Source organism: Synechococcus sp. CC9311, assembly GCF_000014585.1.
Taxonomy (GTDB): Bacteria; Cyanobacteriota; Cyanobacteriia; order PCC-6307; family Cyanobiaceae; genus Synechococcus_C.
In genome coordinates this window covers 1881914-1905324 of sequence record NC_008319.1, presented here as the reverse complement: position 1 = coordinate 1905324, position 23411 = coordinate 1881914, and the positions used below count along the sequence as shown (strand labels likewise).

Sequence of the window (23411 nt, the reverse complement as noted above, 5' to 3'; positions counted from 1 at the left end):
TCCCGAACCGATTCGGGTGAAACCTCAACCTGAGCAGCTTCCACCCAATGATGTGGAAATGTCCCTGGTGGATCACCTTGAGGAGCTTCGTCAGCGAGTGTTTCGCAGCCTGATAGCGATTGTGATTGGCGCTTTGGCCTGCCTTCTCGCGGTGAAACCCTTGGTGAGGATCTTGGAGGAACCTGCCGGATCGATCCGATTCCTTCAGCTCGCTCCTGGAGAGTTCCTGTTCGTTTCCTTCAAGGTTGCCGGTTATGCCGGACTCACCTTGGCGATTCCTTACGTCTTGTATCAAGGCTTGGCTTTCGTTTTGCCGGGTCTCACGCGGAATGAGCGTCGTCTTATCGCTCCCGCTGTGGCGGGCTCAGCAGTGCTGTTTTTCGCCGGAATTGCTTTTTCTTGGTGGGCACTCATCCCTGCTGCCCTTGGTTTCCTGGTGAGTTACGGGGCTGATGTGGTGGAACCGATTTGGTCGATCGAGCGCTATCTCGATTTTGTGCTTCTGCTGATGCTCTCCACTGGACTGGCTTTTCAGCTGCCTGTTCTGCAGTTGTTGCTTGGGTTGTTTGGTTTGGTTCGTTGGAAGCGGATGCTCTCGGCTTGGCGCTGGGTCGTGTTGATTGCCGCTTTAGCAGGAGCCGTACTGACTCCATCTACTGATCCGATCACGATGTCCTTGCTGGCCGGTGCGATATCAGCTCTGTTTTTCATTGGCGTTGCTCTCGTTGCGTTCGTCGAGCGGTTCAGACCAGAAACTCCTCCAGACGCTCCTCCCCCTGCAGCTGCAGGCTAAGGGCTTTCCCAAGGCGTGGACGGTCTCGCGTCTCGTTTAGCCAAGAACGCACGGCGCCTGCCTGGCCTGAGCGATTCACCACATCCACCACTTGGGCTATGTGGATGCGGTACTCCTCCTCGTTTAAAGGGAAGGATTGCTGCTCGAGATAGGCCCACATCACTTGGAGATACATCCGTTTGCGCCTCACAACGAGTTGCATGTCGTAGCTGGCTTGCCAGCGTTCCCGCAGCAGGTCGATGACCTCATTGACGGTTAGAGGAGGGATGGATTGTTCGAATGTTGGTTCTACAAGCACGGAAACGGCTGAGTGGATCATCTAAAAGCCCAGTCGTTGCAAAGCGTGACGGGACCTTTACCCTCCATAATGGACCTCATTCAGTGTTGATTGAGCGTCAGCCATGACTCAGATGCCAGCAAGTGATGTGCCCGGTATGGGCCGTCGGCAGTTCATGAATCTGCTGACCTTCGGATCCGTCACAGGCGTGGCCCTGGGGGCTCTTTATCCGGTGGCGAATTACTTCATCCCGCCCAGAGCTGCTGGGGGTGGTGGCGGAACCAGTGCCAAGGATGAGCTCGGTAATTCAGTGACCGCGAGCGGTTGGTTGAGTAGCCACGCCGAGGGTGATCGCAGCCTTGTCCAAGGCTTGAAAGGTGACCCCACCTACTTGATCGTGGAAGGCGTTGATGCCATCGGAAGCTATGGCATCAACGCCATTTGCACGCACCTGGGTTGTGTCGTGCCTTGGAACAGCGGCGCCAACAAATTCATGTGTCCTTGCCACGGCAGTCAGTACGACGCCACAGGCAAGGTGGTGCGCGGCCCCGCGCCTCTGTCCTTGGCGTTAGCCAATGTCAGCGTCGACAACGACAACGTATTTGTCAGCCAGTGGACTGAAACCGATTTCCGGACGGGCGAAAAGCCCTGGTGGTCCTGATCAGCCCCTCCTTTTTGCTGTCTCTCTCCTACCTAGCTTTCCCATGCGTCGCCTGCTCTCCTCCACTTTTGCCGCACTGATCGTCGGCCTCGCTGTTTTCAGCGCACCCGCTGCAAGTTGGGCTTATCCCTTCTGGGCACAACAAAATTACGACTCTCCCCGGGAGGCCACCGGCAAGATCGTTTGTGCGAACTGCCACTTGGCCCAAAAGCTCACTCAGGCAGAAGTTCCCCAGTCCGTGCTGCCTGACAGCGTCTTCAAGGCAGTTGTCAAGATCCCTTACGACACCGGCGTTCAAGAGCTAGGTGCTGATGGCAGTCAGGTTCCCCTCCAGGTTGGAGCTGTTGTAATGCTTCCTGATGGCTTTACGCTCGCTCCTCAGGATCGCTGGACCGATGAGATCAAGGAGGAAACAGAGGGCGTTTATTTCACTGAGTACAGCGACGACCAACCCAACGTGATTTTGGTGGGGCCGATCCCTGGTGATGAGCATCAAGAGATTGTCTTCCCAGTGCTGGCTCCTGACCCCGCAACGGACAGCAGCATCAGTTTTGGTAAGTACTCCATTCACGTTGGTGGAAACCGCGGCCGCGGACAGGTGTACCCAACGGGTGAAAAGAGCAACAACACCGTCTACACGGCCCCGGCTTCCGGCTCTGTTAGTGCCATTGAACCTGGTGACAATGGCGCAAGCGTGGTCACCGTGAAGTCTGCCGACGGTGCTGAAATCACAGAGACCGTTCCAGTGGGTCCTGCTCTGTTGGTCTCTGTTGGAGATGTGGTTGAGGCTGGAGCCCCCATCACGGACGATCCCAATGTTGGTGGATTCGGTCAGCTCGATACCGAAGTTGTTCTTCAGAACCCTGTTCGCATCTACGGCATGCTCGCGTTCTTCGCAGCAGTTGCTTTGGCTCAGATCATGCTGGTTCTGAAAAAGAGGCAGATTGAGAAGGTTCAAGCTGCTGAAGGCGTCTGATCAAGGTGATCATTCCCATTGTATTTACATCACCTGGGCCCGTGCTTTTTCAGTTCGGGCCCATTACTTTGCGCTGGTACGGACTACTCATAGCGCTGGCCGTGCTCATCGGCCTCAATTTATCGAGCTGGTTAGCTAAACAGAGAAATCTTGAATCGGGATTAATTAGCGACCTTCTTCCCATTCTGGTGCTGGCTGCCATCATCGGTGCTCGTCTCTATTACGTGGCCTTTGAATGGCGCTCTTACCAAAACTCCTGGTGGGATGTGTTTGCGATTTGGCAAGGGGGGATTGCGATCCATGGAGCATTGATAGGAGGCACAATCTCCGTAATTTTGTTCTCTCGTTGGCGGAAAGTTTCCTTTTGGGATCTTCTCGATGTTTTGGTCCCATCCGTGATCCTTGGTCAAACAATTGGACGCTGGGGGAATTTTTTCAATTCAGAAGCCTTTGGGGTTCCGACCCAATTGCCTTGGAAATTATTTATCCCTTATTCAAGCCGTCCCCAGATCTTTTCTGATTCAGAGTTCTTTCACCCCACATTCCTTTACGAATCTCTTTGGAATTTGGCGGTTTTCATTGTGCTGATAACGTTGTTTCAATGGGCGCGGAGTGGGCGTATTTCACTCCCATCAGGAGCTCTTAGTTGTGTTTATTTGCTCTGCTACAGCCTTGGTCGTGTGTGGATTGAGGGTCTGCGAATTGATCCGCTCTGCTTAGGAGGAGTCCCTCCATTTTGCGACGGGGGCTTGAGGATTGCTCAGTTGATGAGCCTCTCATTGCTGCTGCTTGCGGGCTTTGGTTTGTTTTGGCTATACGGGAAACGAAAGCCTTTGCCTGATCCAGGCTTACGCATCCCAGGTACTCCATGACCACAGTGTCGATTGTCGGTGCAGGGCCCGGAGCTCCTGATCTCCTAACGCGACGTGCTGAGAACCGGTTGAAGTCTGCCCAGGTTTTGATTTGGACAGATTCGTTGGTGTCGCCTCAGATCGCGGCCTTAGCCCCAGATCACTGCGAAACGATTCGGAGTAGCACTCTCACGCTTGAGGATGTGCTTCCACTGATGATTGATCGGGCCAAAAAAGGTCTTGAGGTTGTTCGTCTTCATGATGGTGATCCCTGCCTGTATGGAGCTCTTTCTGAGCAAATTTGTGGATTAACTGACGCTGGGATTTCTGTCGACGTAGTTCCAGGAATCAGCGCTTATCAGGCGACCGCCTCAGCATTAGGGGCTGAGCTCACGATTCCTGGCCTTGTTCAGACCATTGTTCTAGGAAGGGCTGGTGGACGCACTGGGGTGCCCGAAACGGAGAGTTTGGAGAATCTTGCCCGCCTTAAAGCATCGCTCTGCCTCTATCTCAGTGCTCGCCATGTTGAGGAGGTGCAAGCAACATTGCTGAAGCATTATTCGCCTGATACACCAGTTGCTATCGGTCACCGTGTGAGTTGGCCTGATGAATGGCTTCAAGTCGTCCCACTGGACCGCATGGCAGCGATCTCTCAAGAGCAAAATTTGATCCGGACCACTCTTTATGTGGTGAGTCCAGCATTGAATGCAGGTCGCCAGCGCTCAAAGCTTTACTCGCCAGACCACGATCACCTGTTCCGTCCTAGTCGCTAAGTATCTGGACTTCTCCGTTGTGGTTTAAGATTTGCGTTCGGGGCGATTAGCACAGTGGTAGCGCACTTCCTTCACACGGAAGGGGTCACTGGTTCGAATCCAGTATCGCCCATTGAAACTTTTGATTTGAAAGTTAAATGCTTTATTGACTAGGTGAAATTTAAATTTTGCTGACAGTTTGGCGAAACGCAACTAAAATTTTTTGACGGTGAATACATGAAATGGCCGAAGTTAGTGACGCTACCGATCATTCAGATTTCCGTCAGGACGAACTCGCTTCCCTCGGCCGCGTCTTAAAGGAAGAGCGGGAAAGGCAAGGGATGACTTGCCAAGCTTTTGCCGATTCGCTCCACATGGGTAAAGAGCAGCTTGAAGCTTTAGAAAATGGAGATCGGGACAATCTTCCAGAACCCGTTTTTATTTGCGGGATGCTGCGAAGAGTTGCGCAAAAATTGGGATTAGACCCCGTTCCTTTGGTTCAACAATTCCAATCTCAGCTTGGTGAGACGAAGGCTGCGCCTGCAAAGCGGGTGAGTCGCGAGCGCTCAGGCTCTACCGATGCACCGCAAGGCCAGCAGGACTCCGCCTCAATGGGGCGCTGGATCAGAAATGCAGCCATTCCCTTGTTGCTCGTTGGAGTGACAGCAATCAGCGCCATTGCATTTCGTGGAAACCGCCAGCAATCAGAAGCAGTGAGCACCGTGCCTTCACAAGAGCAACCTGTTCCTCAGCTCACTCCAGCCAGGGAAAACGGTTTCGCCCTGGACACTGCTATGAGCGGTGACAACAAGAGTCCAGGACCGATTTCGCTTGTCAGCTCACAACCGAGCTGGGTGTCCGTCCGCAATCGGAGCGGGGATGTGATCTTTGAAGGCACTCTGAACGAACCGAAACAGTTTGAGGGCGATCAGGGGCTTGAAGTCTTCGCGGGACGACCTGATTTAGTGCGGTTTAGCTATGGGGATGCCTCGCCTCGGGCCTTGGGCAGCATCGATGAGCTGCGTTGGTATCCCCTCACTCCTGAACCTTGAGCGTGAGGTTCAAACCAGCGACCTCCCTCAGAATTGGTGCACAACTCTCCAGGCTCCACTGCTCGAGACTGAAATCTTGATCTGCCTTTTCCCCGACCAACTCGAGCACAAGATCTTCATTTTTGACTTTGACCAGCAAGCTTTTGACCACCGGCTCTGGACGTCGATCGAGGGCAACTGCCAGTCTGAGCAGTAAGGCCATATCTGAGACTGTGCGTCGATTGTCACGGGTTTGAAGCGCCTGCCAAGACTCATGCCTCTTTTTGGGAAGACTGCGGCGGTGATAACGCGCGATCGCAGCCACCATCAGATGCTCTGCTTCGGAATAGCCCAGCAGTTCGCCATGGCGGATCAGATACCAGGAGTGCTTGTGATAGGCGCTGAGATTGATGTGTTGGCCGCAGGCGTGAAGCATCGCTGCAGCCCATAGCAAGTCGCGGCCTGAGCCATCGTCACGGTGTAGATGGTCTTTGGTGTTGTCATACAGAGTGAGTGCATGGGAAGCCACACGCTCGGCTCGTTGCTGATTGACGGCAAAACGCTGCACCTGATGGATCACGGTGCGCTGTCGAATGCTGCTTTGAAAGCTGAAACGGTCTTCTAGAAGGCCGTGACGCAACATCCAATCAACGATGAGGCCTTCGCGGAGAGCGCGTTCACTCAGAACCAATTCTTTAACTCTCAACATCTGCATGCTGGTTTGCAGAATTAAGGCACCTGGAACAATGATCTCCGCGCGTCGATCGTTGATGGGTGCCAATCCTTTGCGTTGGTCTGGTGTCATCATCACCAAGCGATCAACCACCCTGTCGAGACGTTGTTTGCTCACCCGATAGCCGTGAAGCTTCAGCGGTGGACGATCCTCCTCACTCGCGGCTATCGCTCCTATGGCCATCGCGGTGCCACTGGTGGCCACCATCACGGGCGTTTCTTCAGGAGTAATCCGCCGCAGCACTTTGTTGACCGCGGGCTCTAGGGACCCTTGGATAAACGCTTGAAGAAAGGTTCGACGTTGCGGAGGCATTGGGTCATCTGTGACAAAGTCTCGCTGAAGTCGCACCGCGCCAACCCTTGTACTGGTGAGTGCTCGCGCATCGCGACCATCCGCAAGAATCAGCTCTGTGGATCCGCCTCCGATGTCCAGCACAAGATGCGGACAGTCTCCAAAAGGCATGCCTGAGAGCACGCCTAAGTAGATCAAGCGGGCTTCTTCTGGGCCACTGACGAGATCCACTTCAAGATCGAGCTGATCCTGAATCTCTTGCAAAAAGTCCCGACCATTAGGGGCTTCACGCACCGCGCTGGTGGCAGCGGTCACGATCTGTTCGACCTGGTGACTCAGAGCGAGATCGCGAAAACGACGCAGCGCTTTGAGGCCTCGCTCGATTGCCGCCTCTGAGAGATTGCCTGTCTCTGGATCTCTTTCCCCTAATCGAGTGGTGGACTTCTCCGCTAACTCGATGCTGAACGTTCGTAGCTCAGGATCAACAGAGGCCACCAAGAGGTGGGTGGAATTGGTGCCGATATCGATCGCGGCAATCTTCCGCAAGGTCCGACCGTTTTGAAAGCTCGGCCCTGCTGTCACTTGAAGCACCGTGCTGAAAGCCCTTCCACTTTGCCCTAAGCAGACATCAAGAACCTCTGTTTAGGGTTCCTCAGATGGAGTTCTTTTTTGTCAGTCGGCTCCAGTAAGCGCATGTTGTTTCGTCAAACCCTTGCTCCATGGGTTGCCCTTTTGCGTTGGAACAAACCCAGCGGAAGACTGATTTTGCTGATTCCAGCAGGCTGGAGTCTCTGGCTCACTCCGGATGCACCGCCATCGCTGGCCCTGGTGCTGATGATCGTGCTCGGCGGCCTGGCGGTCAGTGGGGCGGGCTGTATTGCGAATGATTTATGGGATCGCCGCATCGACCGCAATGTGGAACGGACGAAGCAACGTCCGCTTGCGCAAGGAAGTTTGAGCGTTGCGCAGGCCGTGGTTGTGTTGATCGTGATGTTGGTCATCAGCTTGGGGGTGGTGTTGAACTTGCCGGATTCCGTGCGCAACCTTTGCTTTGTGCTGGCTTGTTTGGCCCTGCCGCCGATATTGATCTACCCATCCGCTAAGCGTTGGTTTGCATATCCCCAAGCGGTGTTGGCCTTGTGTTGGGGTTTCGCTGTGTTGATTCCTTGGGCCGCGCAAACCGGAGATTTGAATGGCGGTTGGCCATTGGCAGGTTGCTGGGTTGCCACCCTGCTTTGGACGTTTTCTTTTGACACTGTGTACGCGATGGCGGATCGTCCTGATGACGCCCGGATGGCTTTAAACAGCAGCGCACTGACCCTTGGCTCGTCCGTCTTGCGCGTTGTGGGTGTGACCTATGCGCTCTCGATGCTGGCCCTGGCTGTTGCTGCTGCCTGCGCCGGAATCGGCGTCATTTTCTGGCCGTTCTGGTTGGTGGTGACCTTCGGGATGCAGCGTGCCACCCGTGCGCTGAACAGCGTTAGGCAGCAGTCCATGTCGGTGTATGGCGTTCATTTCAGTCACCAGGTGCGTTTGGGCGCATTGTTGTTATTGGGTCTCGTTCTCGGGCGGCTGGGATGATGCCCAACACAGAGAGGTCTGAGTTGTTGCTTTCCCCTCTTCAGAGTGGTGATGAGGTGGCCGTCGTGGCCGCCAGCTCTGCGCTTGACAACACTGACAACCTTTTGCGAGGGATCTCGATACTGAGCAGCTGGGGATTGCGGATCCGTCCGGATTTCATCAGCCAACGGCGCTGGGGGTATCTGGCTGGACGGGATGACGAGCGTCGGGGTGATTTCCAATCGGTTCCCCATGCATCCCTCTTGGCCTGTGCTCGCGGTGGCTGGGGCGCTGCCAGGCTTTTGGAGCAACCTTTTGCTTGGCAGCCAGGATGGTTGCTGGGTTTCTCGGACGTGACTGCACTGCTCTGCGCTCGAATGGCAGCAGGTGTGAGCGGTGGGGTCCATGGGCCCTTAATCACAACCCTCGCCGATGAACCCGAGTGGAGCCAGCGGCGACTGCACAACGTTCTCTTTGGCCATCCTCTGCTGGATCTTCAAGGGGTGCCCTGGCGGAGAGGCGTGGCTGTCGGTCCATTGTTAACTCTGAATTTAACGGTGGCTTCCCATTTGATTGGGACTCCTTTTCTGCCAGACCTAAAGGGAGTTGTGTTGGTCATTGAAGACATCGGCGAAGCCCCCTATCGGATTGATCGCATGCTCACGCAGTGGCGATTAGCAGGTCTGCTCCAATCGCTTTCAGGTCTTGGATTCGGTCGATTCCTTGGCTGCGATGACGGGTCGGATTCTGGTGGATTCAGCTTGGACGAGGTGTTGCGAGAGCGCACCGCTGACTTAGGGATTCCCGTGGTGGCAAATCTGCTTGTGGGGCACGGCCCGGGAGGAAATGCAGCCTTACCAGTTGGCGCGATCGCCACCCTTGATGGTGATCATGGTGTTTTGAGCGTGGGTGCTAACCCAGGCGTTCTGCCAGCACCGCTGCGGCCACAGTGAGATCAAAAGGGGTTGTGACTTTGATATTGGAGGGACCAGCATCAAGAACGTTGACTGGCCATCCCAAGCGCTCATAAAGAGAAGCGTCATCGGTGACAGTCCAGCCGCAAGCATGCGCTTCACGATGACCCTGGCGGAGTTCATCCACGGAAAAAGCCTGTGGAGTTTGAGCCGCCCACAGCTCTGCGCGATTCGGAGTCGCTGTGATCAAGCCTGATGCATCAACGCGTTTGATCGTGTCGGTCACAGGGGTCGCAGCAATCACCGCCTTGCCGCTACGAACGGCATCTGAACAGCGGTTAAATAAGTGGGGGGATGCGAGACAGCGGGCCCCGTCATGGATGAGCACATGTTGTGCTGTGTCTGGCAGTCCTGCCAGCCCCCGTGAGACTGACTCCTGACGACTGTCTCCGCCGGTAATCCAAGCGACGGGTTTGGGAGCGCCTTCCACGAGAGTGAGAATCTCGGAACGGTCAATCTCCTGACCAATGATTCCGATCCAATGGATCGACTCAGCTTCAAGAGCTGCTTGCAATGTCCATGCCAGAACGGGTTGTCCAGACAGAGGCAGCAACAGCTTGTTGCGGGTCGCCCCCATCCGCCGCCCACTACCGGCGGCTGCGATCAACAGATGCATAAGCGACTCCTGTTCCTAGCAACCTGAAATGGCCTCCATACAATCAAATCGCACCAATTGTGCTGTTGTTTCATGCGCGTTCTCGTTTTAAGCCCAGGAACAGCTCAACAGCAGCTTGAGCGTATGCCTGCGATAGCAGCCTGTGCCAACGAGCTTGGGGCCTCCATCCAGGTGGCCTGTTCCCCTGGCTACCGATCGCTGTGGACCTTGCTGCCCTCGGTTGAAAAGATCATTCCCTTTGATTTTTCTGCAAATCTGACTATGGCCGATTGGGCCAATCTTCTTGGCTCTGTTCGAGAACCTGATTTCCAGGTTTGCCTCAATTTTGCTGAGGGACGTCAGGTGAACTTGATGCTCTCGATGAGCCATATCCCAACGCGGGTTGCAGAAGCTGGATTTGCTTCGACGGCTGAGGCCAGCAAGGCTGGCGGCTGGAGTGCGCAACGTTGCTCTGGATTCATTGCTCCGCTCGGTCTCAGCCTGGATGCCGAGGCCTTCCGGATCAGCTTGCCCGCAGCGCTGATGAACAGCGCCCGCGAACGGCAGCCGCAGGGAGATGGGCCTCTGTTATTGCTTCAACCAGCTGCAACAAAGGGAGATTGGCCAGCAGAACGCTGGAAGCAATTACCACTCACGATCAAGGACAAGCTTCCCGGTTTGCGAACCATTCATCTGCGTGACAACAGCCCGCTTTCAGAGAGAGCAGCACAGATTGCCTGTGCAGATGTGGTGTTGACCAGTTGTCCTGAGACCAGTCTGTTGGCAACGTTTTGCGGGGTGCCGTTGGTTGCACTCGGACTGTCTGACGATCAACTGCCTGAGCGGGATGTGATTCGGCATCTCGGCAATGATGATCTCCGCTCTCTCTCAGAAGCTGATGTATTGGAGGCGATGGGCTTCTGATGAAGAGGCCACGACGGAGGTCGAAACAACGCCGTCGGCTTCAGCGCTATCCCTTGCAGTTTTACCGCCCTCAGCTAGGCCAGCTGGCAAGGCCATGGCTGTTACCTGTCGTTGCCCTGGCCATCGTGATCTTGGGCGGAGCGATTGGTTATCGGATCACGGAGGGATGGGATTGGGGTGATTGCTTGTGGATGGTGCTGATCACAATCAGCACCATTGGTTATGGAGAAGTGGAACCGCTCTCCCAGGCCGGGCGGCTGGTGACGGTTTTGATCGTGGCAGGAGGCATCGTTGTGGTGCAGCTCTCGATTCAAAAGGTTCTTGGCCTGACAGAATCCGGATACTTCCGTCAATTGCGGGAGTTGAGATTTCGCCGAAACTTACGGCGTATGCAGAACCATGTGATTCTCTGCGGGTATGGCCGCATTGGTCGGGAGATTGCTGAACAGCTGCTCCTGGAGACCGTTCCTGTGCTTGTGGTGGAGATGGATTCTGCTCGGCGACAGGCGGCTGAGGAACGCGGTTTACCTGTGCTGCAGGCTGATGCCACCCTCGATGAAACTCTTTTAGAGGCTGGACTTCATCGCTGTCGCAGCTTGGTGGCGGCCTTGCCCAGTGATGCTGCCAATCTGTATGTCACGCTCAGCGCTCGAGGCTTAGAGCCTGGATGCCGGTTAATCGCTCGAGCCGATAGCGAGGAAGCAGCAGCAAAACTCGAACTCGCTGGAGCCACGGTTGTGGTGAGTCCTTATGTCGCTGGGGGAAGGGTGATGGCAGCAACAGCTCTGAGGCCCTTGGCGGTGGACTTCATGGATTTGTTATCTGGGTCGGAATTTGAAATTGAAGAATTTCGGTTAAGTCGTGATCCCTTGCTTGTTGGTCACTTGGCCAGCAAGAGCTTGTCGGAGCTCCAGCTGGGCCGCCGAAGTGGGGCCATGGTTCTGGCCATCCGTGACGGCAGTTCATTGAAGGGAAATCCCAGCGGGGAAGAGCTGCTGGGTCCTGGTCAACTTCTTGTGGTGATGGGGAGCCAGAAGCAGTTGGAGCTATTCCGCAATTTGTTGGGTGATGCCATCGACACAATTGAAACCATGCGGCGCACTTAGCTGTCCTTGATGACTGAAAGGGCCAACGATCCCTACGATCACACGATCGTAAAAAAAAGCGTTCATGAGTTCATCCGCTTCTCTTGACGGTCAAACCGCTCTTGTTACAGGTGCAAGTCGTGGCATCGGACGTGCAGTGGCCTTGGCTTTGGCCGCTGAGGGTGCAGAAGTGGTGGTGAATTACGCCAGTTCTTCTGATGCGGCTGAGGCAGTGGTTGCCGAAATTCAGGCCAAGGGCGGCTCCGCTTATGCCCTCCAGGCCGATGTTGCTGATGAGGCTTCGGTGGACGATTTGATTAAAACGGTGTTGAAGCGAAGTGAACGCATCGACGTGCTGGTGAATAACGCGGGGATTACGCGGGACGGCTTGTTGATGAGGATGAAAACCGAGGATTGGCAGGCGGTGATCAATCTCAATCTCACTGGAGTCTTTCTCTGTACGAGGGCCGTGACACGCCCAATGTTGAAACAGCGGAGTGGTCGCATCATCAACATCACCTCGGTGGTTGGGCTGATGGGCAACGCCGGACAAGCCAATTACGCAGCAGCCAAAGCCGGCGTTGTGGGACTGACGCGAAGTAGCGCCAAGGAGATGGCAAGCCGTGGAATCACGGTGAATGCCGTGGCACCTGGTTTCATTGCCACTGATATGACGAAAGACCTTGAGGCAGATGCCATCCTTTCTGCCATTCCTTTGGGACGGTTTGGATCCCCTGATCAGGTGGCTGGAGCTGTGAGGTTCTTAGCTGCTGACCCTGCCGCTGCTTACATCACGGGGCAAGTGCTTCAGGTGGATGGTGGGATGGTCATGAGTTGAATGTCAGCTCTGAAGGGGCTGACCAAGCTCCTCTCTTAAGCGGCGAATGCGCTGAAGCAACTTCAATCTCCGACTGCGGTCCGTGGCCGTGAGATAGATGCGCAGTGGTACGTAGACCAATGTCATGGTTGCAGCCATTGCAGCCATGAAAACGAAGAACAGCGCCCCGGATTCCTTCATCTTCAAACCTTAACCAGACCCTTTGCGCCGTTGGCCGATGGATTCGGCTTTCCCCACTTCCGAGAGGAGAGGGTAGTCGTAGACGCTGGAAGGGATTGCCCTTTGGGTCCCTGAAACTATGGCCAAACTTCTCAGCTTCTCGAACGAATCACGCGAGTCTCTCGAGCGAGGCATGAATGCCCTTGCTGATGCCGTTCGGGTCACGATCGGACCTCGTGGCCGCAACGTGGTGCTCGAGAAGTCCTACGGCTCGCCCGACATCGTTAATGACGGTGACACGATCGCCAAGGAAATTGAACTTGCAGATCCGTTCGAAAACATTGGGGCCAAGCTGATCCAGCAGGTGGCGTCGAAGACCAAGGACAAAGCTGGCGATGGCACCACGACTGCCACCGTGCTCGCCCAAGCGATGGTGGAAGAGGGGCTTCGCAATACAGCTGCTGGTGCTAGCCCAATCGAACTGCGCCGAGGGATGGAAAAAGCTGTGGCGGCTGTGGTCGCGAGCCTGAATCAACGCAGTCAGTCCGTAAGCGGTGATGCGATTCGCCAGGTTGCCACGGTGAGTTCAGGCGGAGATGAGGAGGTGGGTCGCATGGTGGCTGAGGCCATGGACAGGGTGAGTTTTGACGGTGTGATCACTGTTGAGGAGTCCAAGTCTCTGGCTACTGAGCTTGAAGTCACTGAAGGCATGGCCTTCGATCGCGGCTACAGCTCTCCCTATTTCGTCACCGACGGTGATCGTCAGATCTGCGAATTTGAGAATGCGTTACTGCTTCTCACCGACCGCAAGATCAGCTCGGTGACTGACTTGGTCCCTGTGCTGGAAACGGTTCAGAAATCAGGATCACCCTTGGTGATTTTGGCTGAAGAAGTGGATGGCGAAGCCCTAGCAACTCTGGTTGTGAACAAGAACCGAGGGGTGCTGCAGGTGGCTGCCGTGCGTGCTCCATCGTTTGGCGAGCGGCGTAAAGCGGCTCTTGCCGACATCGCTGTTCTTACTGGCGGTCAAGTCATCAGCGAAGACAGGGCGATGACCCTCGACAAGGTGACGATGGAAGACCTGGGACGGGCACGCCGGATCACGATCAGCAAGGACAGCACCACGATCGTGGCGAGCGATGACAGCAAAGAGGCCGTCAGTGCCCGCGTTGCTTCAATCAAGCGTGAGCTCGACAACACGGATTCGGAATACGACCAAGAGAAACTCAACGAGCGCATCGCGAAGCTTGCTGGAGGCGTGGCCGTTATCAAGGTTGGCGCCCCGACAGAGACGGAGCTCAAAAACCGCAAGCTACGTATTGAGGATGCTTTGAATGCCACCCGTGCAGCTGTGGAGGAAGGCATTGTTGCTGGAGGTGGATCAACCCTTCTGCATATTTCTGCAGAACTCGATGCCCTGACCTCTGGGCTGGAAGGTGATCAAAAGACTGGCGTCGAAATCGTTCAGCGTGCCCTGAGCGCCCCCCTGCGTCAGATCGCTGAAAATGCCGGTTCAAACGGTGACGTGGTGGTGGATCGCGTTCGCAATAGCGGAGAGGGATTCAACGCTCTCACTGGCAACTTCGAAGACCTCATGAATGCTGGAATTCTGGATGCATCCAAGGTGGTTCGTCTTGCGCTTCAGGATGCGGTCTCGATTGCATCTTTGGTGGTAACCACTGAAGTTGTCGTGGCAGATAAGCCTGAGCCTCCTGCGCCTGCAGGTGGCGGTGGTGATCCTATGGGCGGCATGGGTGGTATGGATCCCATGGGCGGCATGGGCGGCATGGGAATGATGTAATTCCGCGGAATGGGGATCCCCTTAAAGGGATCCCACCAGTCGCGCGTGGATTCGACACACCGATAAGGCTTCGCGGGGAGGTTCACTGCACAGTCTCCCCAACTCTCGATTAAGCGCCTGTAGTTCTGTCATCGGCAACCCTGCGATTGGTAGAGCGAAGAAGGCTCCGCTGAGCACAACAGGAAAAGCAAATTTCAGCAACATGCCCGAGTCTTGTGAGACTCACCCACTCTGCCTCTTCAGGGTCCTGAGGTACTTGGCCACCTGGAGATCGACGCCAGTAATCGCCGTGCCGACGACCACAAGATCGGCTCCATTCCCAAGGGCTTGGAGCGCTGAATCAGGTGATTGAATGCCCCCCTCGCAAATCAAGGTCACCTGGTCGGGAAGTTGATCTCTTAGAGGAGAGATCAAGCCGTAGCCAGGGGGAGTGAGCTGTGCTGTCTGCTCTGTGTATCCATACAGAGTGGTGCCCACCCATTCGCATCCCAGTGATGCCGCAATCAAGCCGTTTTCGATGGAGTCCACATCGGCCATGAGTGGTGCCCCTAGGTCTTCCTTCGACCTTTGAATCAGTTCCGCAAGGTCTTCCCTATCTGGCCTTGGGCGGGCCGTGGCATCGAGGGCGATGACGTCAGCACCGGCTGCCCAGACCGTTTGAATGTCATTCCAGCGGGGTGTGATGTAGACAGAGCTATCTGGAAATGTGCGCTTCCACAGGCCAATGATCAGAGCGTCAGGGCAGCGGTTGCGTACAGCTCGAATGTGCTCTGGGCTCTCGAGGCGCACACCCGTTGCTCCATTGCGAAGACTGGCTTCAGCCATGGCCGCGATCACATCGGGATGCCGCATGGGTGATCCTTCCGGAGCCTGAACGGACACGATCAGACCACCCTCAAGCTGGGTGCGGGATGGAATGGGCATGGTCCTCAGGATGCCTGCAGATCTTGGATTGCTGAAGCTGCCACCATCCAGCGACGAAAGCGCTGCGCACCAAGTGCGATCGGTGGCGGCTCGATTGCGAGTGGCGGATTTGAAGAACGATCAGCCAGATCTTCAATCACCTCAGCCTCATCATTGGAGTCAATCGGTAGGGGTGGTGCCACTTGCAAGACCCGTGCCTCAGTCTCGGCCTGTTGATCGCTAACCGGAGAGAGGGGCTGGATGTTTGGCTCCAGTTCTGAACTCGGGGTAGAGGGGAGAGCATCTGGGGAGGGTTCTTCTGTTCGCTTGGGAAGAGAGGTCACCCCATAGCGATGCACCCACTGCAGCTCTAGTTGCGCAATAAGGGAGGGGTCTCTTAATTCATTGGCGACAAGCAAGCGACGTTGCAGGTCCAGTTGGCGGGGGTTCAGGGGCTGAAACGAAGAGACAGACACGGAATCAAGAGAGTTTGCGGTTGAGCAGTGGTCGGATGAGGAGAAACAGCCCCACGGTGAGCACGGTCAAGACCAACAAGCAGGTCTGTCCTGTGACTGACCCATAGGGTGCGTCCAAGAGAACCAGCGAAAGATCGAGAGGGCCTGCATAGGCCGCTCGAATTGGTTCTATCGCGAAGGTAAGGGGATTTAGGGCTGCTAGCCAGCCCATCCACACAGGCATAAAGCTGAGAGGTGCTAATGCGGTGCTTGCAAAAAGCAGAGGAAGATTGGCGACAAAAATCACAGCAATCAACTCAATGTGACCAGGCAATGCAAAGGCCAAACCCAGACTTAAGGCTGTAACGGCAAACACCAGAAGCAAAAGGGTGAACAGAACGAGCAGGAGTCCACCAGTTCCAGGCCATCCATAGCCGAGCAAGGCCGCTGTAAGCATGATCGCCAAACTCTGTACGAGGCTCAATGTGGTGATGTAAATCACCGAAGCGAAGACAATCGAACTTCGACTTCTTAATGGCGCAACAAGAAGTCGATTGAGAAATCCAAATTCGCGGTCAAACATGACCGGAAGTCCTGCATTGAGTGCACCGCTGAATGCTGTGAAAACAATGACTCCAGCACCCAGAAAACGCCCATAGCTCATGCCACCTGGCAAAAGTCCCTCTGGAGCTTTAGAGAACAGAGCTCCAAATAAAATCAACCAGATCAGTGGCTGAAGAACGCCTGCAATCAGCGTGGAGGGACGACGTTTGAGCTGTACGAACAGGCGACGCGTCAAAGCAGTCGTTTCCTGGATGAGCTCTGTTAAAGCGCCTCGGGAGGACTCTTGATTGGTATCGATCTGGAGAAGGGGAGTGGTCATAGCGCACTGATGGAAATCGGAGGGGGGAAAGCAGGTCGTTACCTCATGGCTTGCTTGCGCTCTTGCTTGGAATCACGTTGACCGGCAATAGCCAGCTCGGCATCCATCAGGGTGCGTCCTGTGGCCTGAAGGTAAACATCGTCCAGACTGGGCCTGCTTTGGGCGAGGGCAAACACCGGAAGTCCTGCTTCTTCCAAACACAGACGAAGGCGAGGAAGCACCTGTTCTCCATCCACCACAAGGTTCAGTGAATGGCCCTGCGAGCGATTAATCACAATGTTCTGAACGCCATCAAGGGGTTCAAGCAACTCACGAATCGTCTCTGCTTCCTTCTCATTGCTGAACTCACGCACACGCAAGGTGACCCGATCACCTCCAAGACGTGTCTTGAGTTCGTCCGGTGTGCCTTCCGCAATCACTGTTCCGGCATCAATAATTGCCATTCGATCTGCGAGTGCTTCCACTTCCTCGAGGTAATGGGTGCTCAGCAAAACCGTTGTGCCTTGGTCTCTTAAGTCACGGAGCACGTTCCAAATCACGGCTCGACTTTCGATGTCAAGTCCGACAGTGGGTTCGTCGAGGATGAGCAGTTGGGGGCGATGTAAGAGACCTGCCGCTAAATCAAGTCGACGACGCATGCCCCCTGAATAGGTGCCACATCGACGATCGATCCAGGGATTCATGCCCAACATCTCAATCAGTTCGTCGATCCGTTGGTTCCTCTGCTTTGGTCGTAGGTGATAGAGGTCGCCTTGAAGCTCAAGTAGCTCTCGCCCGGTGAGGATTTTGTCAATCGCTACTTCTTGAGCGACATATCCAATGAGGCGCCGAACGTCCCGTTGGTCTTTTAAGGCATCCAGGCCAGCAATGCGGACATTGCCAAGATCTGGAGCCAGAAGAGTGGCAAGAATTCTCAGTGTTGTGGTTTTGCCAGCACCATTGGGTCCCAGCAGGCCATACAGACATCCTTCAGGGACTTGCAAGCTCAAGTCCCTGAGCGCTGAAATCGTCCCGTAAGACTTTTCCAGGTGATCGAGCACGATCAGGGACATGGAACCGTCCAAAAGCGAGAGTAAAGAATCTAGGAAGCGACAGTCAGAAATCCGCCTGAGAGGATGTCAACGACGGCCCTCACTTGCAGGTCAAACTGAGCGGCACCAGACATTCGGCTCATGACAAGCAAGAGACAGACTCCGAACAGATAAAGGATCGACCAACGAAATAATCCCTTAGCGCGATCCCGGTTGTTGGGCTCAGCCGCCAGACGCTCCACCATCTGTAGAAGGCGACCGTTGAAGGGAAGGATTAACAGCCCATACAACGCACCACCTTCGGGTAGAGCCCAAATGCCCAAAAAGCTCAGCAAGATCGTGGCCCATCCGTAGCGTCGAATCGCCCTCGTGGTGACCAACGGTCCCTTGACGACAGGGAGCATTGGAATGCCAACGGCCCGATAGTCGTCATGCAAAAGCAGGGCAAGTGCCCAGAAATGGGCTGGAGTCCATACCATCACAAGCGCGAACAGCCACCATCCACCAAGGCCGATGTGGCCTGTTGCTGCAGCCGCTCCGACCAGGGGTGGGATAGCGCCAGCAACACCGCCAACCACAATGTTTTGCGTGGTGCGGGGCTTAAGAAGCGCGGTGTAAAGCAGGACATAACTACAGAGTCCTAGGAGAGATAGTCCAGCTGCAAGGCAATTAACCCCACTGACCAGAAGAGCCGCTGCAGCAAGAGTGCAGGACACCGCTCCAACAAAGGCCGCAGATGGTGACAACCGTCCAGAGGGAAGGGCTCGACCACTTGTGCGCAGCATGCGTCCATCCAGTTCCTGCTCCCACAAACAGTTGAGAACTCCTGCAGCGGCTGCCGCTAATGCACCACCACCAAGGGTGCATACCAGCCTTGGTGAGGAGAGTGGCCAGCCTTCGGTGAGAGCCATTCCTCCCAAGGTGGTTGCGAGGAGAAGTGGGATCAGCCTTGGTTTGGCAACCTCAAGCCAGGGGGGAAGTTTGATTCTCTTGCGAGATGGCACCACCTCCTCTCTTGTGAGGGATGGTGGCATTGGAGCAACGGAAGCTGAACTAGCCATGACAGGGCTCCAGGGTTGAAGAATCGTGAGAGATCGTGGGGGGGGAGTCGGGTGCTGACGGGAGCCTCCAGGTGAGAGCCGCGAGCACGGCCACGAGCAGACAGGCAACGAGTTGATGACACACCGTCACCGCGGGCTGGCTCAGACCAAGCCTCAACGTGAAAACCCCCAAACCGATCTGGGTTGAGACCAAGAAAGTGGCTGTGAGGAGGAGGGGCCATTGCTGACGAGCCCAGCCGCCGGCGATGAGAGCTGTTGCAACAAACAGCAAAACGCAAACCGCTGCTGGGGTTGCGGCACTGCGATGCCAATGAAGCCATTGGCAGGACTGACCCTCCTGTAAGCAACGTTGGGCCGCCCATGAAGTTGCCATTCGGCCTCCGAGAAGGCATTGGCCTGAAACGGCAGCAAGGCTGATTCCGCCAAGCCAGGGCCACCAGCGAGGGGCGGCTGATCCTATAAATCCTTTGTGCAGAAGTCTTTGCGTAAGTCCGCTCATCACGATGACCAGGGTCAGAGCCAGAACGAGATGGGCTGTGACCACTGCGGAGGGAAGCAGTTGAAGCACGGTCAGAGCGCCGAGCCCTCCTTGAAGAACCACTAACAGGACTAAAAGGAGAGACAGAGGCAGCAACCAGCGGGGCAGTTCCTTTCTCCAGAACCAGGCGGCACCGAGTTGGACGAGCAGAGCGATGCCAACAACAAAGGCATCCAGGCGGTGAAACCACTCCAGGAACACCTTGAGATTCATCTGGCGGCCAGGCAGCAAGCTCCCGTAACAGAGAGGCCAATCAGGACAGGCCAGCCCTGCTTCCATGACACGGGTTGCCCCTCCAATTACTACGAGGGCAATGAGAGCTACGACCAGGTGAGCGGCGAGCTGCGCCAGGCGCAAACGAATCGGAACTGTTGCTGATGAAGTCAACGACTGTCCCTCCTAATCACATGGTTTGTTTTTGGAAACTAGCGATCTGATCACAAACGGCACGTTATTAACAGGTCTCCGACATTTTCAAAAGCGCCAACATCTCCCTTTGCTGACAACAACGCCCTGAAACAGGTGTGTTAGCAGGAACTTCAGGCTGCTTTAACAATCACTGCATGAAGAAGGCATGAGATCTCCATAGTCTGATGGGACATGTACCAGGAGTTTCGTGCCCATCCCCTCGGCAATTCTCACTCTTGTGCTGGGAATGATCCTTGTGCTGGGTGGATTGTGGATTGGCCAAAACATCAACCTTCTTCCTGTTGATGCCAGCGTCAATGCACCCATTTACGACGAACTGTTTCGTGTTCTGTTCAGCATCGGCACGATTTTGTTTGTAGGAATCGTTGGGCTTGTGGTGTTCAGCCTTGTACGTTTCCGCCGCAAAGCTGGACAGATTGGTGACGGGATTGCACTGGAAGGCAATTTGCCGCTGGAGATTTTTTGGACCGCTGTCCCAGCGATTGTTGTTCTCTTCGTAGGTCTATTCAGTTACGACATCTATGAACGAATGGGTGGAATGGTTCCACTCGGTCATGGGGGACATGGTGAGTCTCAAGCCACCGAAGAGAGGGTTTGGGGAGGAATTGGGACGGCAGGTGCAATGCAAGCCAGTTCTGAAATGACGGTGTCACCTTTGCCAGTTGAGGTCACGGCGATGCAATTTGCTTTCCTTTTCCATTATCCCGATGGAGACATTATTTCTGGAGAACTTCATGTCCCATCAGGACGACCCATTTCATTGAAAATGGAGGCTAAAGATGTGATTCATGCCTTCTGGGTTCCGGAATTCAGGCTCAAGCAGGACATCATTCCAGGCCAGCCCACCTTGCTTAATTTCACTCCCACCCGCCCTGGTCGTTATCCAGTGGTTTGTGCTGAACTTTGTGGCCCTTATCACGGGGGTATGCGTTCCACGGTGGTGGTTGAGTCGGCTGATGACTACGACGCCTGGTTCCAAGCCAATCGCAAGCTCCCTGTATCTGAGGCATGACACTCACCCTTCCGCAGCAAAGCAAGCCCCCCTCGTTGCAACCCACTGGTTGGCTTCGCTATCTCAGTTTTAGCGTCGATCACAAAGTGATCGGGCTTCAATATCTTGTGTGTGGGTTCGCTTTTTACCTTATTGGTGGTGCCCTTGCTGGCGCTATTCGTACAGAGCTGACCAGCCCTGTGGCTGATTTTATGCCCCGGGATGTTTATAACCAGGTGCTTACATTGCACGGCACTGTGATGATCTTTCTCTGGATCGTTCCGGTGGTCAATGGTGCCTTTGGCAACTATCTGATTCCGTTTTATGTGGGAGCCAGGGATATGGCCTTCCCAAGGCTGAATGCTGTTGCATTTTGGTTGATTCCTCCAGCTGGATTACTTCTGATCACTAGTTATTTCATTACTGGTGCGGCTCAGTCAGGCTGGACAGCATATCCACCGCTCAGCCTCACAACTCCGGCGACTGGTCAGATTATTTGGATTCTGAGCGTTTTATTGCTTGGGGGAAGTTCAATTTTTGGTGGAATCAACTTTATTGCTACGATTCTGAAATTGCGTCGGCCTGGATTGAAGCTGATGCAATTACCTATGTATTGCTGGGCGATGCTTGGAACGAGCATTCTTGTTGTTCTGTCAACACCCGTTCTTGCTGGAACCTTGATTCTTCTGAGCTTCGATATTGTTGCTCATACAGGATTCTTTAATCCTGGAATGGGTGGAAATGTTGTTGTTTATCAACACCTCTTCTGGTTTTACTCCCATCCAGCCGTTTACATCATGGTGTTGCCGGCATTTGGTTTGGTAAGTGAAATTCTGCCGATCCATTGCCGGAAGCCTCTATTTGGATACACCACGATGGTGTATTCGATCATGGCGATCGTTGTTCTTGGACTTGTTGTTTGGGCTCATCACATGTTTACCAGCGGTACACCTCCATGGATGCGCCTGTTTTTTACAATCGCGACGGCTTTTATCGCGGTTCCAACTGGTATCAAATTCTTTAACTGGCTAGCCACTCTGTGGGGAGGGAAGATCAGCCTTAATAGTGCTGTCCTCTTTTCTTGCGGTTTTATCATTAACTTTGTTTTGGGCGGGATCACTGGTGTCGCGCTTGCACAGGTTCCTTTTGACGTCCATGTTCACGATACCTATTTTGTTGTCGCTCACTTCCATTACATTGTTTATGGGGGATCGGTTTTCGTGATCTTCGCGTCTATTTATCACTGGTTCCCAAAAGTGACGGGGAGGATGTTAGATGAAAAGCTTGGGCGTTTTCACTTTTTGTTGACGTTTATTGGATTCAATCTTTGCTTTGCCCCCCAGCATTGGCTCGGCCTTAATGGCATGCCAAGGCGTGTTGCTGAATACGATCCTCAATTTGCGTTTGTGAACCAGATCAGCAGCGTTGGCGCCCTGCTGATGGCCCTCAGTACCTTGCCTTTTCTCTGGAACGTGTTTGCGAGTGCACGCTCCGGTGAGATTGCTGGAGACAACCCTTGGCGTGCCTTGACCCCTGAATGGTTGACCACTTCTCCACCTCCTGTAGAGAACTGGAAAGGTGAACCTCCTTTGGTCACTCACCCCTATGGGTATGGAATCCCTGCAGACCAGATCGATTTGAAAGATGCCAGTGGCAGTGATTTATGGAGCAACGGCCGATGACTTCCCTATCGCCTCAAGACCAAGCAGTTGAAATTCAAGGGCATCACGAAGAAAGCCATCCCGACCACCGCATGTTTGGGCTTGCCACCTTCTTGGTGGCTGACGCGATGACATTTGCAGGGTTCTTTGCTGCTTATCTCACGTTTAAGGCCGTTAACCCTCTTCTCCCTGGTGCTGTGTATGAGTTGGAGCTTCCACTTCCAACGCTGAACACAATTCTTTTGCTTGTTAGTAGTGCCACCTTCCATCGCGCTGGTGTGAATCTGCGCCGAAGTGAAATGCAACGCTGCAGGAGCTGGCTACTTCTGACAGCCATTCTGGGCTTGGCCTTTTTGGTGAGTCAGATGGTGGAGTATTTCACCTTGCCATTCGGGTTGACTGACAATCTTTATGCCAGCACTTTCTATGCTCTCACTGGCTTCCATGGTCTGCACGTAACCCTGGGCGCACTGATGATCCTGATTGTCTGGTGGCAATGTCGTACTCCTGAAGGGCGCGTCACAGCAGATAATCACTTCCCCCTTGAAGCTGCAGAGCTCTACTGGCACTTCGTTGACGGCATCTGGGTTGTCTTATTTGTCATTCTCTATCTCATCTGAGCGAGCTTGGTTCCTAATGCTTCCAATCTTATTTCGAAACTTTTGTTGCTTCGTATGAGAGTTTTGGCCAGAATAAAATCAAATTTCATGAGTTAGATGCTCACTGGCCAGGAATTGCTGAACAGGGCCCGGTCACTCAGCAATCGCTCTGAAGACGAAATTGCTAGGGGATGCGGCTATGTCGGTCCCAGTGGCCGCGTTCTGCGTAAGGGCTTCTACAAAGCTTTAGTGGAAGCGAAGGGATACAAGTTGCCCTCTTCCAGTTCTGGTGGTGGTGGAACTAGAGGTCGCCAAGCTGAATTCAAGACCCGGGTTCATGGGAATGGAAATCTGCTGATCGGCCATGCCTATACACGTCGCCTTGGCCTAGAACCGGGTCAGGAGTTTCGGATTGAACTGCGCCAAGACTCTCGTTCCATCTTTCTTCTTCCGATGAATAACAAGGAGCTCAAGGTTGCAGAGGTGGACTCTGAGCAGGATCAAGACACAACAAAGGACCCAGGTTGAGACCCGGGTCATTGTGCTCACTGGCTTTAAG

General features: G+C 54.5%; 27 protein-coding genes and 1 tRNA gene. 17 read left to right on the top strand and 11 right to left on the bottom strand.

Going from position 1 to position 23411, the window contains the following annotated elements; genetic code table 11:
* The first annotated feature begins 58 nt into the window (after positions 1-58).
* Positions 59-793 carry a twin-arginine translocase subunit TatC gene (gene tatC, locus SYNC_RS09895; RefSeq protein WP_041427078.1) on the top strand — a complete coding sequence of 245 codons (735 nt, stop codon included), beginning with the start codon at positions 59-61 and terminating at the stop codon, positions 791-793.
* Here tatC and SYNC_RS09890 read toward each other — a convergent pair.
* On the bottom strand, positions 744-1112 hold the full coding sequence (locus SYNC_RS09890) for a DUF3067 family protein (RefSeq protein ID WP_011620063.1): 369 nt from the start codon (positions 1110-1112) through the stop codon (positions 744-746). The genes tatC and SYNC_RS09890 overlap by 50 nt on opposite strands.
* An 82-nt stretch (positions 1113-1194) precedes the next feature.
* On the opposite strand from SYNC_RS09890, the gene petC reads away from it, so the two are divergent.
* The 6 genes from petC (at position 1195) to SYNC_RS09860 (ending at position 5362) form a co-directional block, all read left to right on the top strand.
* The gene (gene petC, locus SYNC_RS09885; protein ID WP_011620062.1) at positions 1195-1731 is read left to right on the top strand and encodes a cytochrome b6-f complex iron-sulfur subunit; all 537 of its coding nucleotides are present in this window, start codon (positions 1195-1197) and stop codon (positions 1729-1731) included.
* A 43-nt stretch (positions 1732-1774) separates the two neighbouring features.
* On the top strand, positions 1775-2707 hold the full coding sequence (petA, locus tag SYNC_RS09880; protein WP_011620061.1) for a cytochrome f: 933 nt from the start codon (positions 1775-1777) through the stop codon (positions 2705-2707).
* A 5-nt stretch (positions 2708-2712) separates the two neighbouring features.
* The gene (gene lgt, locus SYNC_RS09875; RefSeq protein ID WP_011620060.1) at positions 2713-3579 is read left to right on the top strand and encodes a prolipoprotein diacylglyceryl transferase; all 867 of its coding nucleotides are present in this window, start codon (positions 2713-2715) and stop codon (positions 3577-3579) included.
* Positions 3576-4331 (top strand): precorrin-4 C(11)-methyltransferase, encoded by a 756-nt coding sequence (cobM, locus tag SYNC_RS09870; protein WP_041426659.1) that lies wholly within the window; start codon positions 3576-3578, stop codon positions 4329-4331. Before lgt ends, cobM begins: the two co-directional genes overlap by 4 nt.
* A gap of 40 nt (positions 4332-4371) precedes the next feature.
* Positions 4372-4443 (top strand) — tRNA-Val (locus tag SYNC_RS09865).
* A 109-nt stretch (positions 4444-4552) separates the two neighbouring features.
* Positions 4553-5362 carry a helix-turn-helix domain-containing protein gene (locus SYNC_RS09860; protein ID WP_011620058.1) on the top strand — a complete coding sequence of 270 codons (810 nt, stop codon included), beginning with the start codon at positions 4553-4555 and terminating at the stop codon, positions 5360-5362.
* On the opposite strand, the gene SYNC_RS09855 is transcribed toward SYNC_RS09860, so the two are convergent.
* Positions 5346-6956, bottom strand: a complete 1611-nt coding sequence (locus SYNC_RS09855) for a Ppx/GppA phosphatase family protein (protein WP_011620057.1) — start codon at positions 6954-6956, stop codon at positions 5346-5348. The genes SYNC_RS09860 and SYNC_RS09855 overlap by 17 nt on opposite strands.
* A 102-nt stretch (positions 6957-7058) precedes the next feature.
* On the opposite strand from SYNC_RS09855, the gene SYNC_RS09850 reads away from it, so the two are divergent.
* On the top strand, positions 7059-7946 hold the full coding sequence (locus SYNC_RS09850) for a 4-hydroxybenzoate polyprenyltransferase (protein WP_011620056.1): 888 nt from the start codon (positions 7059-7061) through the stop codon (positions 7944-7946).
* A complete protein-coding gene (locus tag SYNC_RS09845; RefSeq protein ID WP_011620055.1) occupies positions 7946-8878 on the top strand; it encodes an LD-carboxypeptidase in 933 nt (310 codons plus the stop codon). Before SYNC_RS09850 ends, SYNC_RS09845 begins: the two co-directional genes overlap by 1 nt.
* Here SYNC_RS09845 and ispD read toward each other — a convergent pair.
* The gene (gene ispD / locus SYNC_RS09840; RefSeq protein ID WP_011620054.1) at positions 8838-9515 is read right to left on the bottom strand and encodes a 2-C-methyl-D-erythritol 4-phosphate cytidylyltransferase; all 678 of its coding nucleotides are present in this window, start codon (positions 9513-9515) and stop codon (positions 8838-8840) included. The two genes, SYNC_RS09845 and ispD, sit on opposite strands and share 41 nt — an antisense overlap.
* 72 nt (positions 9516-9587) lie before the next feature.
* On the opposite strand from ispD, the gene SYNC_RS09835 reads away from it, so the two are divergent.
* The 3 genes from SYNC_RS09835 to fabG all read left to right on the top strand — a co-directional run bounded on the left by SYNC_RS09835 (position 9588) and on the right by fabG (position 12341).
* Positions 9588-10418: a glycosyltransferase family 9 protein gene (locus tag SYNC_RS09835; RefSeq protein ID WP_041426658.1), complete on the top strand. Its 831-nt coding sequence runs from the start codon at positions 9588-9590 to the stop codon at positions 10416-10418.
* Positions 10418-11524: a TrkA family potassium uptake protein gene (locus SYNC_RS09830; RefSeq protein ID WP_011620052.1), complete on the top strand. Its 1107-nt coding sequence runs from the start codon at positions 10418-10420 to the stop codon at positions 11522-11524. The genes SYNC_RS09835 and SYNC_RS09830 overlap by 1 nt, the downstream gene beginning before the upstream one ends.
* A 64-nt stretch (positions 11525-11588) precedes the next feature.
* Positions 11589-12341: a 3-oxoacyl-[acyl-carrier-protein] reductase gene (fabG, locus tag SYNC_RS09825; protein WP_011620051.1), complete on the top strand. Its 753-nt coding sequence runs from the start codon at positions 11589-11591 to the stop codon at positions 12339-12341.
* Between the two features lie 3 nt (positions 12342-12344).
* Here fabG and SYNC_RS14750 read toward each other — a convergent pair whose 3' ends face one another.
* Positions 12345-12521 (bottom strand): hypothetical protein, encoded by a 177-nt coding sequence (locus SYNC_RS14750; protein ID WP_167897215.1) that lies wholly within the window; start codon positions 12519-12521, stop codon positions 12345-12347.
* Positions 12522-12639: 118 nt separating this feature from the next.
* Here SYNC_RS14750 and groL point away from each other — a divergent pair, with 118 nt between their 5' ends.
* The gene (groL, locus tag SYNC_RS09820; protein WP_011620049.1) at positions 12640-14301 is read left to right on the top strand and encodes a chaperonin GroEL; all 1662 of its coding nucleotides are present in this window, start codon (positions 12640-12642) and stop codon (positions 14299-14301) included.
* 21 nt (positions 14302-14322) lie between these two features.
* Here groL and SYNC_RS09815 read toward each other — a convergent pair whose 3' ends face one another.
* Genes SYNC_RS09815 through SYNC_RS09785 form a run of 7 tightly spaced genes read right to left on the bottom strand, consistent with a single transcriptional unit; the run spans position 14323 to position 19559 of the window.
* Complete coding sequence (locus SYNC_RS09815; RefSeq protein ID WP_011620048.1) at positions 14323-14505, bottom strand: hypothetical protein; 183 nt, start codon at positions 14503-14505, stop codon at positions 14323-14325.
* A gap of 18 nt (positions 14506-14523) precedes the next feature.
* Positions 14524-15225 (bottom strand): N-acetylmannosamine-6-phosphate 2-epimerase, encoded by a 702-nt coding sequence (locus tag SYNC_RS09810; protein ID WP_011620047.1) that lies wholly within the window; start codon positions 15223-15225, stop codon positions 14524-14526.
* A gap of 5 nt (positions 15226-15230) precedes the next feature.
* Positions 15231-15680, bottom strand: coding sequence for a hypothetical protein (locus tag SYNC_RS09805; RefSeq protein WP_011620046.1), 450 nt, complete (start codon positions 15678-15680; stop codon positions 15231-15233).
* A gap of 4 nt (positions 15681-15684) precedes the next feature.
* The gene (locus SYNC_RS09800; RefSeq protein WP_011620045.1) at positions 15685-16542 is read right to left on the bottom strand and encodes an ABC transporter permease; all 858 of its coding nucleotides are present in this window, start codon (positions 16540-16542) and stop codon (positions 15685-15687) included.
* A 38-nt stretch (positions 16543-16580) separates the two neighbouring features.
* Positions 16581-17594 carry a daunorubicin resistance protein DrrA family ABC transporter ATP-binding protein gene (locus SYNC_RS09795; RefSeq protein ID WP_041426657.1) on the bottom strand — a complete coding sequence of 338 codons (1014 nt, stop codon included), beginning with the start codon at positions 17592-17594 and terminating at the stop codon, positions 16581-16583.
* A gap of 29 nt (positions 17595-17623) precedes the next feature.
* Positions 17624-18607 (bottom strand): heme o synthase, encoded by a 984-nt coding sequence (locus SYNC_RS09790; protein WP_011620043.1) that lies wholly within the window; start codon positions 18605-18607, stop codon positions 17624-17626.
* Positions 18608-18626: 19 nt separating this feature from the next.
* Positions 18627-19559, bottom strand: coding sequence for a heme A synthase (locus SYNC_RS09785; RefSeq protein WP_011620042.1), 933 nt, complete (start codon positions 19557-19559; stop codon positions 18627-18629).
* Between the two features lie 229 nt (positions 19560-19788).
* Here SYNC_RS09785 and SYNC_RS09780 point away from each other — a divergent pair, with 229 nt between their 5' ends.
* The 4 genes from SYNC_RS09780 (at position 19789) to SYNC_RS09765 (ending at position 23380) form a co-directional block, all read left to right on the top strand.
* On the top strand, positions 19789-20613 hold the full coding sequence (locus SYNC_RS09780) for a cytochrome c oxidase subunit II (protein WP_011620041.1): 825 nt from the start codon (positions 19789-19791) through the stop codon (positions 20611-20613).
* Positions 20610-22274 (top strand): cytochrome c oxidase subunit I, encoded by a 1665-nt coding sequence (ctaD, locus tag SYNC_RS09775; protein WP_011620040.1) that lies wholly within the window; start codon positions 20610-20612, stop codon positions 22272-22274. The genes SYNC_RS09780 and ctaD overlap by 4 nt, the downstream gene beginning before the upstream one ends.
* On the top strand, positions 22271-22873 hold the full coding sequence (locus tag SYNC_RS09770) for a cytochrome c oxidase subunit 3 (RefSeq protein WP_011620039.1): 603 nt from the start codon (positions 22271-22273) through the stop codon (positions 22871-22873). The genes ctaD and SYNC_RS09770 overlap by 4 nt, the downstream gene beginning before the upstream one ends.
* A 96-nt stretch (positions 22874-22969) precedes the next feature.
* On the top strand, positions 22970-23380 hold the full coding sequence (locus SYNC_RS09765) for an AbrB family transcriptional regulator (protein WP_011620038.1): 411 nt from the start codon (positions 22970-22972) through the stop codon (positions 23378-23380).
* Positions 23381-23411 lie beyond the last annotated feature (31 nt).